The 15349-nt window shown below is 60.6% G+C and carries 12 protein-coding genes and 1 tRNA gene; 6 read left to right on the top strand and 7 right to left on the bottom strand.

Annotation, left to right across the window (positions count from 1 at the left end):
• The 3 genes from C0V97_RS00765 to glnA form a co-directional block, all read right to left on the bottom strand.
• Positions 1 to 892: hypothetical protein (locus tag C0V97_RS00765; protein ID WP_148114908.1), on the bottom strand; the 892-nt coding region annotated here is incomplete at its 3' end.
• A 488-nt stretch (positions 893 to 1380) separates the two neighbouring features.
• Positions 1381 to 1455, bottom strand: a tRNA-Thr gene (locus C0V97_RS00760).
• A gap of 541 nt (positions 1456 to 1996) precedes the next feature.
• Complete coding sequence (glnA, locus tag C0V97_RS00755) at positions 1997 to 3487, bottom strand: type I glutamate--ammonia ligase (RefSeq protein WP_127099740.1); 1491 nt, start codon at positions 3485 to 3487, stop codon at positions 1997 to 1999.
• Between the two features lie 568 nt (positions 3488 to 4055).
• Here glnA and C0V97_RS00750 point away from each other — a divergent pair.
• Positions 4056 to 5231, top strand: coding sequence for an aminotransferase (locus C0V97_RS00750; RefSeq protein ID WP_127099738.1), 1176 nt, complete (start codon positions 4056 to 4058; stop codon positions 5229 to 5231).
• Here the strand turns inward: C0V97_RS00750 and treF are convergent.
• Entirely contained in the window at positions 5219 to 7423 is a 2205-nt protein-coding gene (treF, locus tag C0V97_RS00745; RefSeq protein WP_233581861.1) for an alpha,alpha-trehalase TreF, read from the bottom strand. The genes C0V97_RS00750 and treF overlap by 13 nt on opposite strands.
• 200 nt (positions 7424 to 7623) lie before the next feature.
• Between treF and C0V97_RS00740 the strand changes: the two genes are divergently transcribed.
• Positions 7624 to 8727 (top strand): MFS transporter, encoded by a 1104-nt coding sequence (locus tag C0V97_RS00740; protein WP_199751566.1) that lies wholly within the window; start codon positions 7624 to 7626, stop codon positions 8725 to 8727.
• Between the two features lie 95 nt (positions 8728 to 8822).
• The gene (tldD, locus tag C0V97_RS00735) at positions 8823 to 10286 is read left to right on the top strand and encodes a metalloprotease TldD (RefSeq protein ID WP_127099734.1); all 1464 of its coding nucleotides are present in this window, start codon (positions 8823 to 8825) and stop codon (positions 10284 to 10286) included.
• Positions 10287 to 10339: 53 nt separating this feature from the next.
• Here tldD and C0V97_RS00730 read toward each other — a convergent pair whose 3' ends face one another.
• Together C0V97_RS00730 and C0V97_RS00725 are read right to left on the bottom strand one after the other, a co-directional pair.
• Positions 10340 to 10786, bottom strand: coding sequence for a hypothetical protein (locus C0V97_RS00730; RefSeq protein WP_199751565.1), 447 nt, complete (start codon positions 10784 to 10786; stop codon positions 10340 to 10342).
• Positions 10787 to 10824: 38 nt separating this feature from the next.
• Positions 10825 to 11256 (bottom strand): hypothetical protein, encoded by a 432-nt coding sequence (locus C0V97_RS00725; RefSeq protein WP_127099732.1) that lies wholly within the window; start codon positions 11254 to 11256, stop codon positions 10825 to 10827.
• Positions 11257 to 11696: 440 nt separating this feature from the next.
• Between C0V97_RS00725 and C0V97_RS00720 the strand changes: the two genes are divergently transcribed.
• The 3 genes from C0V97_RS00720 (at position 11697) to C0V97_RS00710 (ending at position 14335) form a co-directional block, all read left to right on the top strand.
• Positions 11697 to 12761 carry a hypothetical protein gene (locus tag C0V97_RS00720; protein WP_127099730.1) on the top strand — a complete coding sequence of 355 codons (1065 nt, stop codon included), beginning with the start codon at positions 11697 to 11699 and terminating at the stop codon, positions 12759 to 12761.
• A 216-nt stretch (positions 12762 to 12977) separates the two neighbouring features.
• Positions 12978 to 13241: a DksA/TraR family C4-type zinc finger protein gene (locus C0V97_RS00715; protein WP_127099777.1), complete on the top strand. Its 264-nt coding sequence runs from the start codon at positions 12978 to 12980 to the stop codon at positions 13239 to 13241.
• Positions 13238 to 14335 carry a hypothetical protein gene (locus tag C0V97_RS00710; protein WP_127099728.1) on the top strand — a complete coding sequence of 366 codons (1098 nt, stop codon included), beginning with the start codon at positions 13238 to 13240 and terminating at the stop codon, positions 14333 to 14335. Before C0V97_RS00715 ends, C0V97_RS00710 begins: the two co-directional genes overlap by 4 nt.
• On the opposite strand, the gene C0V97_RS00705 is transcribed toward C0V97_RS00710, so the two are convergent.
• Complete coding sequence (locus C0V97_RS00705; RefSeq protein ID WP_127099726.1) at positions 14302 to 15237, bottom strand: 2-hydroxyacid dehydrogenase; 936 nt, start codon at positions 15235 to 15237, stop codon at positions 14302 to 14304. The two genes, C0V97_RS00710 and C0V97_RS00705, sit on opposite strands and share 34 nt — an antisense overlap.
• Positions 15238 to 15349 lie beyond the last annotated feature (112 nt).

Here is a 15349-nt window from a genome sequence, read left to right as displayed (position 1 = left end):
CAGAAACCCGATCGTAAGTGACTGCGCTACTTCCGGAGGAATCGGTGATCTTCAGGGATGTGCTGGCACCTCCAAATGAGGGGAAAGGCGTCGATCCCGGTACAACACCCGACTGATTGGACCAACTTACCTTTGTAGGGTCCGCGATCTTGTCATTACTAACAAGGATATAGCCCCCGCTAGGGCTATAGGAAATGAACCCGTTTTCGGTCTGGTATGCTCCGGTCGTGGTGTTCTGCGCACTCACAACCACTTGTCCGTTGGCGTCAATGTATTTCCACGTTTTGCCGTCATACGACGCCGTAAGCGGACCGATCGCCGCATTATCGTTACTGGCAGAAACTGTCCCGTCAGCATTCAGCACATAAATGTACACATCGTTCAGTGTGTCGGGCAGGTAGCCTGACGGTGCAGTTACGCTGGGCATGGTAGCGTGCGCTGTCGGGTCATAGGTCCCTTGCGCGGTTACACCTCCAGAAACCCGATCGTAAGTGACTGCGCTACTTCCGGAGGAATCGGTGATCTTCAGGGATGTGCTGGCACCTCCAAATGAGGGGAAAGGCGTCGATCCCGGTACAACACCCGACTGATTGGACCAACTTACCTTTGTAGGGTCCGCGATCTTGTCATTACTAACAAGGATATAGCCCCCGCTAGGGCTATAGGAAATGAACCCGTTTTCGGTCTGGTATGCTCCGGTCGTGGTGTTCTGCGCACTCACAACCACTTGTCCGTTGGCGTCAGTGTATTTCCACGTTTTGCCGTCATACGACGCCGTAAGCGGACCGATCGCCGCATTATCGTTACTGGCAGAAACTGTCCCGTCAGCATTCAGCACATAAATGTATATATTCGTCAGAGACTTAGGAAGAAATCCAGTTAAATTTACCATGTTATTTTCCAGTTTTCTGATCTAAAAGCAGAAAAGCACAGGAAAATAAGTTTGTGTTTTACAAATTATTGTATTCTTAAAACATTACCGTGAATTACAGACCGTTCTAGTCTTTAAAAGCGCCCAGCCTCACGCAGAGTGGCTATTGGATGAGATGCAGGGTCTGCGCCTACGAATTCCCCACGCGAAAATGGCGACGACATGATCTCTGATAGTGTCAACGCTCGCGGGATCACCGCCCTGCGCGAAGATTAGAGCGCTGTTCGCGCATTGATCCGAGCGCTGCGTCTGAAATCCGAGCCTAATCCCAGCTCTAAGCGCGGCTGTTCACCATGAGATAACACGGATTGTGGAATCAGACTCATGGCTCTTAAGGGAGAGAGTGATTCTCGAGAGGATATATCCGGCTTTTTGTCCGACATACCGTGCGATGAGCTCGATTCGTTCGCACAATACGCTTGCTAAAACCTATGATTTATAAGGATTTCTGGTGCCGGGTGAGGGATTTGAACCCCCGACCTTCGGTTTACAAAACCGCTGCACTACCACTGTGCTAACCCGGCAAGATCATGGATGGGTCGCTTGTCGTCGGTAATGGAAGATTCGTCAAGATCTTTCCCACCTCGACTACCCAACTGATCCAGACAGCGCGTGCAGGGGTACGCGGTCCGCAACAGCGCGCTCATACCAGACGGTGGGAACAGACGTTGCCCCGCGACCAGGCTGACTGGGGGCCCTTCGGTCCGGACCGAGTAGCATTGTGCGGCCGCGACCGAGTGGCTGAGACGATCGGCTCGCTTGAGGAGCGGCGGACGCTTATGGGTCCTGTTCGAGCGCGCCCACCTTACCCACACGGACGAGCATCTCAGCCCTCCGTCTGTCAGGGATAACAATCAGGCTGGGCTCGAACTGCCCCTTGGTCTCCCGCACGATCGGACTCGCGCCCTCTGTGGCTGGCCTGCCCTGAAGCCTAGCCCAGAGAATGAGACGCTCTCGCGAGCCGGCCCAGCATTTGCCCCATCCGCTCGACTGGAGGCGAGAAGCTGGAAGTGTGCGTCACGGCCATAAAAAAGCCCGGCGCTGAGGCCGGGCTTTTGTCTCGGATCAGACCGAGTAGTACATTTCGAACTCGGCCGGGTGCGGCGTGTGCTCGAACTTGTAGACTTCTTTCCACTTCAGTTCGATGTAGCTCTCGATCTGGTCCTTGGTGAAGACATCGCCTTCCAGAAGGAATGCGAAATCGGCCTCAAGAGCCTGGAGGGCTTCACGGAGCGAACCGCAAACCGTCGGGATCTGCGCCAGCTCTTCCTTCGGCAGTTCGTACAGATCCTTGTCCATGGCTTCGCCGGGGTGGATCTTGTTGCGAATGCCATCCAGACCGGCCATCAGCATGGCGGAGAAAGCAAGGTAAGGATTGGCGGTCGGATCCGGGAAACGGACCTCGATACGCTTCGCCTTCGGGCCGACCGAATACGGAATACGACACGAAGCCGAACGATTGGCGGCCGAGTAAGCGAGCAGCACGGGGGCTTCGAAGCCCGGGATCAGACGCTTGTAGGAGTTGGTCGACGGGTTGGTGAAGGCGTTCAGCGCCTTGGCGTGCTTGATGATGCCACCGATATAGAACAGCGCATCTTCCGACAGGCCGGCATACTGGTCACCCGCGAAAAGCGGCTTGCCATCACGCCAGATCGACTGATGCACATGCATGCCCGAGCCGTTATCGCCAGCGATGGGCTTCGGCATGAAGGTTGCCGTCTTGCCATAGGAATGGGCAACGTTGTGCACGCAGTACTTGTAGATCTGCATGAAGTCGGCCGACTGGACCAGCGTCGCGAACTTGGTGCCCAGCTCATGCTGCGACTGCGCCACTTCATGATGGTGCTTCTCGATCGGCAGACCCATCTCACCCATGGTGGAGAGCATCTCGGCGCGCAGATCGCCTTCGCTATCGACCGGAGCAACCGGGAAGTAGCCGCCCTTGACCACCGGACGATGGCCCATATTGCCTTCCGGGTAGTCCTTCATCGAGGCATCGGGGCCTTCGATGCTGTCAAGCTGATATGTGCCGTAATTCGGGCCCGTGCCGAACTTGACGTTGTCGAAGATGAAGAACTCGGCTTCGGGACCGAAGAAGGCGGTGTCGCCCAGGCCCGTGGTCTTCAGGTAGGCTTCGGCAGCCTTGGCGGTCGCACGCGGGTCACGGGCATAGAAATTGCCGGTGCGGGGCTCGACGATATCGCAGATCAGGATCAGCTGCGGCTTGGCCGAGAACGGGTCCATGACAGCCGTGGTCGGGTCGGGCAGAAGCACCATGTCGGATTCATTGATGGCTTTCCAGCCAGCGATCGACGAACCGTCGAACATGAAGCCTTCGACGAAGGTGTCTTCCTCGATGGTGGTGTGCCACTGCGTGGTGTGGTGCCACTTGCCCTTCGGGTCGGTGAAGCGCAGGTCAACCAGCTCGACCGAGTGTTCCTGCATCAGCTCGAAAACGCGCTTTACAGCGGCGCTGTCCGGCTTGCCCGGCTTGGGCGGGGCTGCAATCGTGGAAGACGCAGCCTTGGACGCCGCGGCTGGAGCTTTTTTCGCCATTTGTCAAATACCTGTATCTGCCTCAAGGGGCCGCACTGATCGGCTGCAAAACGATTAGGACAGGATTCGCGAACTGTCGAGTATTCCGAAGGCTTTTTGAGGGGCTGGCGTAACGAAAAACCCCCTCCGGGCGTCTCGTACGCACCCCCGCATCCCTTTCCGGAAGCAAAACGACGCATGACAGACCAACAAAAATAGCATATCGGAGCGTTTCGCTCCCTTATCGATGTTTTTTTCTGCGCCCCACGCGACTGTGATGGCTCTCGACCGACGGAGTCCCGGTCTTGACCGTGCTTTTGTCCCTCGCGTGCGCGATCTGCCCCGGGCGCTCGCTCGATGTCTGACGGGCAGGTTCAAAGCATCTGATCTCGCCCCGCCCACGACCCCGAAGCCGGAATGTCCCTCGTCTATCCCCCATCCTCATCGAGCGCGGAACGGGACATCTCGCCCGGATGATCTCCGGTTCCGGGAAAGGAATACACGCGCAGCGACCCAGGGCGAAAAGCTGGATTTTACAGGCCTGATTTAGCCGGTATCATACCGACTTCCTCTAAAAGGCAGGCACGGCATGAAATCCCCCAATGCATTTCTCAACTCCCTGCCGACCACGATCTTTACGACAATGTCGCAGCTCGCCATGGCGCATGATGCGGTCAATCTGGGTCAGGGCTTTCCGGATACAGAAGGGCCAGCCTCTTTGATCGAAGCGGCGGCGGCGGCCCTGAAGGACGGGCGCAACCAATATGCCCCCCTGACCGGCCTACCGGAACTGCGGGAGGCGGTGGCGCGCGCCAACAAGCGCGATTACGGACTTACCGTCGATCCGGTGCGTGAGGTCATCGTCACCTCGGGCGCGACCGAGGCCCTGGCCGTGAGCCTGATGGCGCTCATCGAGCCCGGGGACGAGGTCGTGCTGATCGAGCCGCTCTACGACACCTATCTGCCAGTACTCAAGATGCTGGGTGCCATACCGCGCTGCGTGCGCGTGGAAGCGCCGGACTGGCATCTTCCGGAGGATACGCTCCGTGCAGCTTTCTCAGACAAGACCAAGCTGATCCTGCTGAACTCCCCGATGAACCCCAGCGGCAAGGTGTTTACCGCGCAGGAACTCGATTTGATTGCCTCACTCGTGCTCGAACATGACTGCTACGCAGTATGTGATGAAGTCTATGAGCATCTGACTTTCGGGGTGAAGCATGTCCCACTCATGACCCGACCGGGTATGCGCGAACGGGCCATACGCATCGGCAGCGCAGGCAAGAGCTTCTCGGTCACCGGGTGGAAGATCGGCTATATCACCGCCTGCCCCGCACTCGCCTCAGTCATCGCCAAGGCACATCAGATCATCGCCTTTTCGAGCGCGCCCAATCTGCAGCGTGCGGTAGCAATCGGGCTCGATCTGGGCGATGACTTCTTTCAGGATCTCTCCGACAGCCTGCGCGCACGCCGCGATCTTTTTGCCGAGGGGCTGCATGCGCTCGGTTTTCCGACCCTGCCCGCCGATGGCAGCTACTTCGTCGTGGCCGATATCAGCGCCCACTCGAAAGGGCGGGACGACATGGCGTTTTGCCGCGATCTTGTGACTGAAGCCGGGGTGGCCGCCATTCCCGTCTCGGCCTTTTACAACCCGCACGGGGCGTCCCCACCACGCCATCTCATCCGCTTCGCCTTCTGCAAGACAGAACCCGTATTGCGTGAGGCCCTGAGACGCCTCACGCTGCATTTCGCTCCTCAGGAGGGCTGATACGCCGTCATCTTGCGGGTTGGTACACGCTCATCCAGCGGCGCAACCCGTGCGGCAACGCGCTTCGATGACCCGTCACCGCCAGTCACGTCGGTACCATCGGGCTGCAAGGCCGCAGTCTTGTGGGCACTGGCGTCCTGCGGGCCGGTCTCGACTTCGCCTGCTGGCTTGGCTGGCGGATCGGCAGGCGGGCTCCCCTCAGGTCCTACCGCACTATAGGGGTCACTGGGTGGCAAGACATCAATGGCGGGCTGCCCGGCCAGAGGGTTGTGCTTGAGGATCTGCTCGGTCACGTCAGGGTAACGGCGCATCAGCCCGAGCAATGTGCCATTGGTCCAGCCAAACCCGATCTGCATTGGGTATTCCCCACCGCCCTTGCCCCCTGTGGCGCTGATCGTGGGAGAGTCGACGTCATATTTTTCGAGCAACACGCCCGATTTCTCATACGTGCCGATTACCCTGGCCATCCAGCGTCTGGCGATGGTCTCCGCCAGATCGGTCGCCCCATAATTGTTTAGCCCCTTGATGGCCATCCATTCTTCGGGCGCCCAGCCATTGGGGGCATCCCATTGCTGCCCGCTCTCATGGTCGGTTGCCATGATCCCGCCGGGGCGCAGCAGGCGCGCCTTGATCGTGTCAGCCACACCCATGGCCTGTTCCTGCGACGCCAGACGCAGGAATAGCGGCACAGTCGTTGCGGCAGAGAGCACGTCCGTGGGGCGGTTTTTACGCCAGTCATAATCGTAGAAAGCCTGACGATCCTCATCCCAGAAGAGACGGCGCACGGCGAGCGTGCGTTCATCGGCACGCTGGCCATAGACGCGTGCGAGCTTGCGCTGTCCCGTCAGGGCGTAGGCATGCTCAAGTGTCTGTTCCAGATGGACCATCAGGCAATTGACCTCGATGGGCGCCAGATCGGTCGTGTGGATCGTCGCGAGCGTATGGCCATCGGCCAACCAGCGTGACGAGAAATCCCAACCGGTTTCTGACCCGGCACGCAGATCACGATACACTTCGGAAGGCGCCCTCGACCCGTCACGCGCAGCCGTTGCCACATCCTCCGGGTAACTTTCGTCACGCGGCGTATCAAGATCGTCCCAGTGACGCAGGAGGAGCGTGCCATCCTGCAGGCGCACCAGATGACGATAGGCCTGTCCCGGTTTGAGGCTGTCCGCCCCTTCCATCCAATAATCATATTCCTTCTGCAACTGGGGCAGAAAACTGCGATAGGCGCTCTGACCGTCATGCTGGGCCAGAAGATCGACCATCAACGAGAAGAAGGGTGGCTCGGAGCGGCTGAGATAATAGGTGCGCGTTCCATTGGGAATATGGCCGTAGCGATCGATCAAGGAGGCCATGTCCTTGATCATGCCGCGAAGCAGGTCCCACTGACCGGTCTCATAGAGCCCGATCATCGTAAAATACGTATCCCAGTAATAAAGCTCCGAGAAACGTCCGCCGGGCACCACATAGGCATTGGGAAGGGGCAGGAGCGAAGCATAGGACATAGGCTTGTCGGGCTGGCGCGTCAGAACGCCCCACATACCCTGAATATAGTCATAGATATTCTCATCGGCCTTGCGGCGATAGGAGATGTCACGGCGCAAGGGCGGCGAGAAATGCTGCTCGTAAAACGCCTTGATACTGAAATCCGGATGCTTGCGCTGACTCTCCCAATCCGCGAGCAGGGTCGCTGGGGCCTCATCCGGTCGGGCATCGGCAATGGTCTTGAAATCGGGCGCCAGATGCGCGCCGCCAATCGCCGCAAAAAGTCCGCCAAGCGCGATCGACGGCGAACGCAGATCCTGAGGGACAGAGCCGACATGCAGAGATTGCGCTGCCTCGCTGGCCACCGTCTCGCGTGGCCCTGTCGATGGAGAAGCGAGGGGAGCCGGCTGCGCGGACTGGTGCTGAACAGCGCCCCGCTCCCGCCCACCCGGCTGCGCCGTCTCGCCCCCTGGCATGCTGCCTTCCGCCGATAGGGCCGGATGTGTCCGATCGTCATCACCCGTACCACGAGGTGCAGGTTCGGCTGTCCCGGCCTGCGCCGCAGATGACCTCGCCGGGTTTTGAACGCTGTCGATCGCGGGGTTCGGGTCACTCACGGCAGCCCGCGCAGCGCATGGCGCGAGAGCCGAGACGGAAACCCCGACAAGCAGGAACAGGGCGAATGAGGGGCGGTTTCTCGTCATGCAATCTCCTTGAACCCGACACCGTCGCGCAGGCGGCGCTCGAACCTGCCTGCGTCTGCTCCCCGGCTCCACGAAGGCGTTGCATCATTTTGTCACGGATGTGACGGCAGAGCGGTGCCATTGAGGGGCGTTTCAGACGCTGCAGGCAGCCAAGGACGCCAGGGGAGGAATGCAGGATGAACAGAAGAGACCCAAAGAGGTTGCAAAACAGTACCCGCAGCGTCTTTTTTCTGATCGGTATTCTTTTTGCTCTCTGGTCCTGTCTGGTTCCCGTTGTGAAGGCCCATGCCGGCCTTGATGACGGGGCTCTGGGCCTGCTTCTGCTCTGCCTCGGCATCGGCTCTGTCATCGCCATGCCGCTTGCCGGGTACTGGGTCAGTCGCTGGGGGTGCCGCGCTGTGGCAATCGGGGGCATGGTCCTGTCGGGGCTTGCGCTACTGCCTTTGTCCCTGATGCACAGCGTTCCCCTGCTCGCCGCAGGCGTCTTCTGTCTGGGTGTGGGATTCGGCTCGGCAGAAACCGCCATCAATATCCAGGCGGTGGATGTCGAAAAACAGAGCGGCCGTCCCATGCTCTCCGGATTCCACGCTTTTTTCAGCATTGGCGGCGCGATGGGGGCCGCCGGGCCCATGTTGCTCGCGCAGCTCGGTGCGTCGCCCTGGATGATCGTCATGGGAGGACAAGCCAGCCTTGTCATGCTGCTCCTGACTGCCTGGCCGGGGCTGTTGAACCAGGCTGAGCCCGATGGCGGATCCGGCTTTGCGTTGCCGCGCGGCGTGGTATGGCTGTTCGGACTCCTGACCGGCATCGCCTTCCTGTCAGAAGGCGCAGTGCTCGACTGGGGTGGGGTCTATCTCTCGGGCGAGCGCAGCAGTTTCGGCATCGCGCCGGGATGGGGCTATGCCGTATTCGCCTCCGCCATGACCCTGGGCCGTCTGACCGGCGACCATGTCGTGGCAAGGCTGGGACGCGTCAGGGTCATGGCCTTTGGAGGCAGCGCCGCAGCGATCGGGTTTGCCCTCGTCGTGCTGAGCCCGAACATCCCTCTCCTGCTGGGCGGTTTTCTGCTGATCGGGCTCGGCTGCGCCAATATCGTGCCCGTGCTCTATAACGCCACCGGGCGGCAGAACGTCATGAAGACCAGTGCGGCCGTCGCGGCCATCACCACCATCGGCTATGCTGGCATCCTCGCAGGGCCTGCGCTCCTTGGCGCCATCGCCCAGGCCAGCAGCCTGACAATCGCCTTCGGATTACTGGCTGTATTGATGGCGTTCGTCGCGTTCAATGCACGTGTCACCCGCTGAAACCGTGCTTTTTTGACCCCGATGACGGCTTTCCCCTCGCATTCGGGACCGGGACGCGCCATGTGTTCGGGTTCAAGAAGGAGCTTTTCGACCCCATGACCTCCCCTGCCGAAGCCACGCCCCTTTCTGCCCTTGCCGTCACGGACCGCCTGTTTTTCGAGCGCGCGGACACAACGCTCACGCGCGATGAGGCAGAAGCGATCGTCAGCCGCTCTCTGGAAGGGATCGAGGATGGCGAGTTGTTCCTCGAATATCGGGAAAGCGAGTCCATCGTCCTTGATGATGGTGTCATACGCTCGGCAAGCTTCGATACGTCATCGGGTTTTGGATTGCGCTCCGTCATCGGACCGGAAACCGGCTTTGCCCACTCCAATGAAATCAGCAAAAGCGCGCTGGAGCGTGCGGCAGGCGCCGTCTCGACGGTTCGACAGGGCCGCAGTGGTACATTGGCCTCACCGCCACAGGCCACTAATCGGCGTCTCTATGCGCCTGAAAGCCCTTTGAGCGACACGGATTTTGCCGCACGTGCCGCTGTTCTGGGCGAGATCGACGCTTATGCGCGCGGTCTCGGTCCCGAGGTGGTGCAGGTCTCTGCGAGCATTGCCACCGAATGGCAGGCCGTGCAGATCATGCGTGGTGCCGGATTTCGTACTGCCGATCTGCGCCCTCTGGTGCGGTTGAACATCTCCGTCGTGCTCGAACGCGATGGACGGCGTGAGAGCGGCGCTCGGGGCATGGGCGGTCGCTACAACCTCTCACGACTGCTGGGGCGCGAAACCTGGCAGGGGGCAGTGGATGAGGCCGTACGCCGCGCGAAGGTGAGCCTCGATGCCACCCCTGCGCCTGCGGGCGAGATGGATGTCGTGCTCGGTCCGGGCTGGCCCGGTATCCTGCTGCACGAAGCGGTAGGCCACGGGCTTGAAGGCGATTTCAATCGCAAGGGTACGTCGAGCTTCAGCGACATGGTGGGCAAACGTGTGGCGGCCCCCGGCGTGACCGTGGTCGATGACGGTACGCTTGCCGAAGGACGCGGCTCCCTGACCATCGATGATGAAGGTACGCCATCAGGGCGGACCGTGATGATCGAGGACGGAATCCTGCGCGGGTTCATCCAGGACCGTCTGAATGCGCGTCTGATGGGCGTGGCACCCACGGGTAACGGACGGCGCCAGTCCTATGCTCACGCCCCCCTCCCGCGCATGACGAACACATTGATGCTGGGTGGCGATGCCACGACCGAAGAAATGATCCGCTCGACGAAGCGTGGCCTTTATGCCGTCGATTTCGGCGGCGGTCAGGTAGATATCACCTCGGGCAAATTCGTGTTTGCCATGTCGGAGGCCTATCTGATCGAAGACGGCAAGGTGACGCGCCCGGTCAAGGGCGCTACCCTGATCGGCAACGGATTCGATGCGATGAACAAGATCTCGATGATCGGTCAGGACGTGGAGCTCGATCCCGGGATCGGCACCTGTGGCAAGGCCGGACAGGGCGTGCCTGTGGGAGTGGGGCAGCCTACATTGAAACTGGCCGGACTCACTGTGGGCGGCACTGCCTGAGTCACGCCTAGCCCGAACCGGACCGGTTCGGGCCGGAATTCAGATCATGCCGGTCAGGACGGTTGCCGGCGTCCTGACAAGGCGCCATACGCCATACCCGCCACCATGGCGGCATAGATGATCGCCATATCCTGTTTCGAGAACACAAGCTCCCAGCCTGGCGTGAAGCGTTTGGGGGTCGCCTTGTAATCGGCCACAGCGGCAACCGGTCCGAGAGCAAGCGTTGCGAACAGTGCCCGGACCACGCCCGGCTGTCTGCCGAGCGCGCGGTCATACAGCACGGCCCAGAACAGAACGGCTGCCACATTGGTCGCGACCCCTGTGCCGGAGTGAACCAGATCCAGGTCCTGCATCGAGGCGGCCTCCTCGCCCTTGAGCCAGTGGGCAGTGCAGTTCACCCCCTTGGCCGCGTTGCCGGTCCTGGCCTTTCCCAGAGCCAGAAGTGCGGCATTACAGGCGAGTGAGCCATAGAACGTGATGGCAGGCAGACGGGAGCGCATGATTTCCATTCCTTCATGGAACGCCGGGAAATGGCGGGTCAGTAGAAAATGAGCGAGATACCGCCGCCAATGATCGCCATGACCCACAGGATCGAGACAACAATACGATGGCGTATGGCCCGAAGCGCCAGAATGCGCATCAGGGGATCCAGCGGGTAAGGCAGGGAACGGGACTGATAAGGCGTTCTGGCAGGGGGCTGGTCAGGGTTGGGAGAAAGACTGAGCCGGTCTTCGGCGCGAACCTGCACTGCCGTGCACCATTCATGGCGTAACCTGTCCAGCTCTGTCCGACGATAGACGATGCGGGACTGGATCCTGAGAGGAGCCGGGCCGCAGCGGAAAAAGCGTAGCGCCCTGAACAGCCCGGGCGTCAGCCCAAGATGAGCGGCGGCCTGAGCGGAGTCGAACAATTCCTGCCTCGGCAGGGGCCGCACCACCGCAATACCGTTCCCATGATCGCGATGATCCACGCCTTACCCTCCCTCTCAGCGTTGTGAACGAAGGGCATCAAAACAGGTTCGGCTTATTTCCGGTACCGTTATGACGCGGCCGCAAGCGGTTGCCGCCACCCCGTCAGGCGAGAGAACGACGCTGGGACTAGGGTCGACCCAACCTTCATCGTGAGCCCAATCTCCTTGGGAGCAGATAGTCTCGATGCAGACCGTGCAGGCAGAAGACGCATAACGACGGAAACCCTCGCCTCGCGCCGATGCGGAATGACACCCTCACATCATGCCTCGTACAGCGGCCACTCGGATGCGTCACAATAACGAGCGGCGGTTGGGCCCCCGCCCCCCCCACGACAACGTGGCTTGCCTACCGGTCTGTGCCGTCATGACTATCCCGGCAGGCGCGATGCACTACCCCGCCCGTCCGGAGCCTCGCATCGCAGCAGCAAGGACATTCTGTCGTGTTGAACCTTATCCTGCGAACGATCCCCGGTCTGACTCTGGCGCTGGTCGTCCTCATCTCCCCCGCCAGGGCCCAGCCCGCCTCATGCATCCTGGGGGCGTTCACCCTGCCCCTCCTGGGCGGATCGGGCGATGCGCCTCTTCTTCCTGCCACGATGCAGGGCAAGCCGGTTGCGCTCTATTATTCGACAACCGTGGACGGGCTGTACGGTGGAGATATCACGCCCTATGCCGGGGAAGATACGAACACCAGGACTTCGCTCCTTCTGGATGGGGTGAAAGGCGATGACTACAGCATCTTCAAGCCGGAGCGACTCAAGCTGGGCGATCTGGAACTGGGCAGCCCGGGCATGGTCAGACTCAATGCGTTTCCTGCCCGGTTTATCGGCTTGCGTCCTGTCATCGGGGTGATCGGCCCCTCGTTTTTCGCGAAGCTCTCTGTCCTGCTGGACCTGCCCCATGGGGTCTTTGCGCTCATACGCTTCAGCGACGATGCCTCATGCAAGACCGCCCGTGCGGATTTTCTGGGTGCCGGTGAGGCGGCTTTTCCGCTCGACACGCAGGATAGGGCACGGATCCCGCTGAATGGGATCGAGCGCGCCGTGATGCTGGACCCGAACAGGGCGATCAACACTCTGCCACGCGCCTGGGCGGCTGCTTCAGCGTCAGACGGATCGCCCGATCGCAACAAGCCCGCGACAGTCCAGGCAGTCCTGCCCATCACCGGGGCCCCCGGCATTGCGGATACATCCTTCCATCTGGAGGATGGGACGGAGTCTCCTGAGACGGATCGAGACATCTCCCATTCAGGGGAATGCGACCGCGCCCCCCCTGCAGCCGGGCTGGGGCTCGAGTTTTTCGAGCGGCATGTCGTGCTTTTCGACTATCCAAAAAACACGGTCTATTTTCTGCCCTCCCGTCACAGGAGAGAAGACGCAGGAAGCGCGCTCCGCTTTCCCCACAGGCTGCAAAACCTGGGTCCCAACATCATGACCCCCTCTTTTTCCGGCTGGCCCCTGACCCCAATCTATCCTGCCATGGTCGGTCGAACCCAGCCATTCTGAGAGGCAGTTCTTCTTCAGGCGCTGACTGGATGCGCCTCCCGCAAGGGCCGGGCGTATTGCGAGGGACCCCATTCTTGGGATGAGCGAAGGAACGAGGAAGCCGGACGCTGTTTCCTGAAAGACGCTGCCCGGAAACAACGCCTGAATCGCGCGGGCATCTTGAGGCTGCTGGGCACAGATCCAACATCAGGGACCTGCAGGAAGGGGATGAGACCGATGGCAACAGGGTGGGCTCCCGATGGAGCCGTTCAGGACCAGATTGACGACACAATAGCCGACGCCGTGAGCCGAGCCCGTGCCGCCATGCCCCATGGTGACAGCGCTGCGGAATGCGTGAATTGCGGTGAGGATATACCCCCCGCACGGCAAAAGGCGCTCCCCGGCGTGAAGCTGTGCGTCGACTGCCAGTCCGAGCGTGACAAAAGACCGGTTTTCACCGGTATCAATCGCCGAGGCAGCAAGGACAGCCAGCTGAGATGAGTCCGGCTGGCGCCATCCTGCATAGTCAGGGGGAGCATTCTCGCGTCTATGGTGTGACACGGCAGGCGCTTTGCCTCTTCCTCCTGGTGTGCCTCGGTATCACCTTTTCTGAGGTGGCGCAGGCCACAGGCGACCCGGCCCAGCCGGATTGCATAGAAGGGGCAGTGACCCTCCCGCTTCTGGGTGGATCGGGCGATTCACCCATTATCCCAGCCACGTTGGATAGCCGCCCTATCGCCCTCTATTTCTCGCATGGTTTCGACAAGCTCTATGTCGGGAATATGGACGGTTTCGACACCTACGATACCCACCAATCCCGCATGATCACGACAAACGGGGTCTATACCGACCCTCAGCCCCTCATCCGGGCGGGACACCTGACGATTGGTCCCCTCGATATGGGGACGCCGGACATGATTCAGCTCGAGGATTACCCGACCCAGAAGATTGGCACACGCCCTTTGATCGGGGTGATCGGGCGCGAGGCTTTCTCAAACCTCGCTGTGCTGATCGACATGCCCCACAGCGCCTTTGCCCTGATCCGGTTCAGCCATGATGCAGCGTGTCGTTCTGCACAAGCTGCGCTGATGGGCACCGGAGCGCAGGCATTGCCTCTCTATGGAAAAGGTCTGATCGCGATCAGCATCGACGGAGTCGAGCGTGATTTCTCCCTCGATCCCGATGCACCGGTCACCACGATACCGGCTAAATGGCTCGCCCCGGTGAAAGACGATCCTGCCGACCCGACAGGAAATCCCGGTGTTGCGCTTTACGGCACCATTCATTCGCGTCTCAGGCGCACGACCGTAACGTCGATGCGTCTGGGTGACTTGTCACTCGGCCCTATGTCTGTCTACGTCCAGGACGATCTCGCCATGGGGCTTCTCGGGACAGATTTCTTCCAGAACCATATCGTGCTTTTCGACGAGCCCAATGATCGGCTCTATGTTCTGCCGAGCGCGCCGCTGCCGCAAAAGCCGGGGAATAATCTGCATTTCGACCGGTTTCGCACCGGTCGAACGAGCGTCAAAGACCTCTCAGGCAAGGCGCATCTGGCAGGTCAGAGAATCGGGGTCAAAAGCGGCTCCCCCTGAAAGAACGCCGCCAGATTATCGAACACCAGACGCCCCATGGCATGGCGCGTCTCGACAGTGGAACTGGCGCGATGCGCCTGAAGCACCACATTTTCGAGGCCGTAAAATGCATCGGGCACATGCGGCTCCTGTTCGAACACATCGAGCCCCGCACCGCGTATCGTACCGTCTTGCAGTGCCTTCAGAAGGGCGGCTTCATCCACCACCGTGCCACGCGCCACATTGATCAGGAAGCCGCTTGGTCCCAGGGCTTCGAGTATGGCGTGGTCGATCATGTGATAGGAACGCGCGCCCCCGGCCACACAAAGCACGAGCACATCGGCCCATTCGGCCAGAACCCTCAGTTCCGGATAGAAAGGATAGTGCGGCGTGTCCGGCTGCTCGCGCGAACTGAAATAGGCGATGGTCATGTCAAAGGCGGCAGCCCGCTTCGCCACCGCCTTGCCGATCGCCCCGAACCCGGCAATGCCAAGCTTCTTGCCTTTGAGCGTCCACGAATTCGGAACGGGCGCCTTGCCCCATTGCCCGGCACGGACAAAGCGGTCACTGGCCGTGATGCCGCGCACCGTGTCGAGCATCAATCCTATCGCCATGTCGGCCACATCATCGGTCAGCACGCCCTGGGCGGTAGCAAGCCTGATGCCACGTCGACGGCACTCATCCAGATCGACCTTGTCATACCCGACACCGTTGACGGAAATGACCTTGAGATTGGGCAGGGCGTCCATGATCGGTCGGGGCAGGCCGCTCCCGCCGCCTGTCGTGACGCCCTCGATACGCTCGGCCAACGCGCCCAGCGCCTCGATCGTACTGAACGGGTGCAGATGAAAAGGTGATCCAAGCTGCTCGTTGAACTCGGCAGACATCGGGTCGATCATCAGAATATCGGTTTTTCTGGTCATGATCCGTCCGTATTGCGGGTTGCACGCGCGGCAACCCTAGGAACATCCGGGCCGGGAGGCTCATCACCTTGGCGTGACGGAGCATTCCCTGCAACGCTCTCTGATGGAGGGT

It is taken from the genome of Asaia sp. W19, assembly GCF_003994335.1.
Lineage (GTDB): Bacteria > Pseudomonadota > Alphaproteobacteria > Acetobacterales > Acetobacteraceae > Asaia.
This window is presented reverse-complemented; position numbering and strand designations above follow the sequence as displayed.

Bases quoted from the DNA above. Each gene is read 5' to 3' on its own strand.
- glnA (WP_127099740.1), bottom strand. From the start codon at position 3,487: ATGGCGAAAAAAGCTCCAGCCGCGGCGTCCAAGGCTGCGTCTTCCACG.
- C0V97_RS00750 (WP_127099738.1), top strand. From the start codon at position 4,056: ATGAAATCCCCCAATGCATTTCTCAACTCCCTGCCGACCACGATCTTT.
- treF (WP_233581861.1), bottom strand. From the start codon at position 7,423: ATGACGAGAAACCGCCCCTCATTCGCCCTGTTCCTGCTTGTCGGGGTT.
- tldD (WP_127099734.1), top strand. From the start codon at position 8,823: ATGACCTCCCCTGCCGAAGCCACGCCCCTTTCTGCCCTTGCCGTCACG.
- C0V97_RS00730 (WP_199751565.1), bottom strand. From the start codon at position 10,786: ATGCGCTCCCGTCTGCCTGCCATCACGTTCTATGGCTCACTCGCCTGT.
- C0V97_RS00715 (WP_127099777.1), top strand. From the start codon at position 12,978: ATGGCAACAGGGTGGGCTCCCGATGGAGCCGTTCAGGACCAGATTGAC.
- C0V97_RS00710 (WP_127099728.1), top strand. From the start codon at position 13,238: ATGAGTCCGGCTGGCGCCATCCTGCATAGTCAGGGGGAGCATTCTCGC.
- C0V97_RS00705 (WP_127099726.1), bottom strand. From the start codon at position 15,237: ATGACCAGAAAAACCGATATTCTGATGATCGACCCGATGTCTGCCGAG.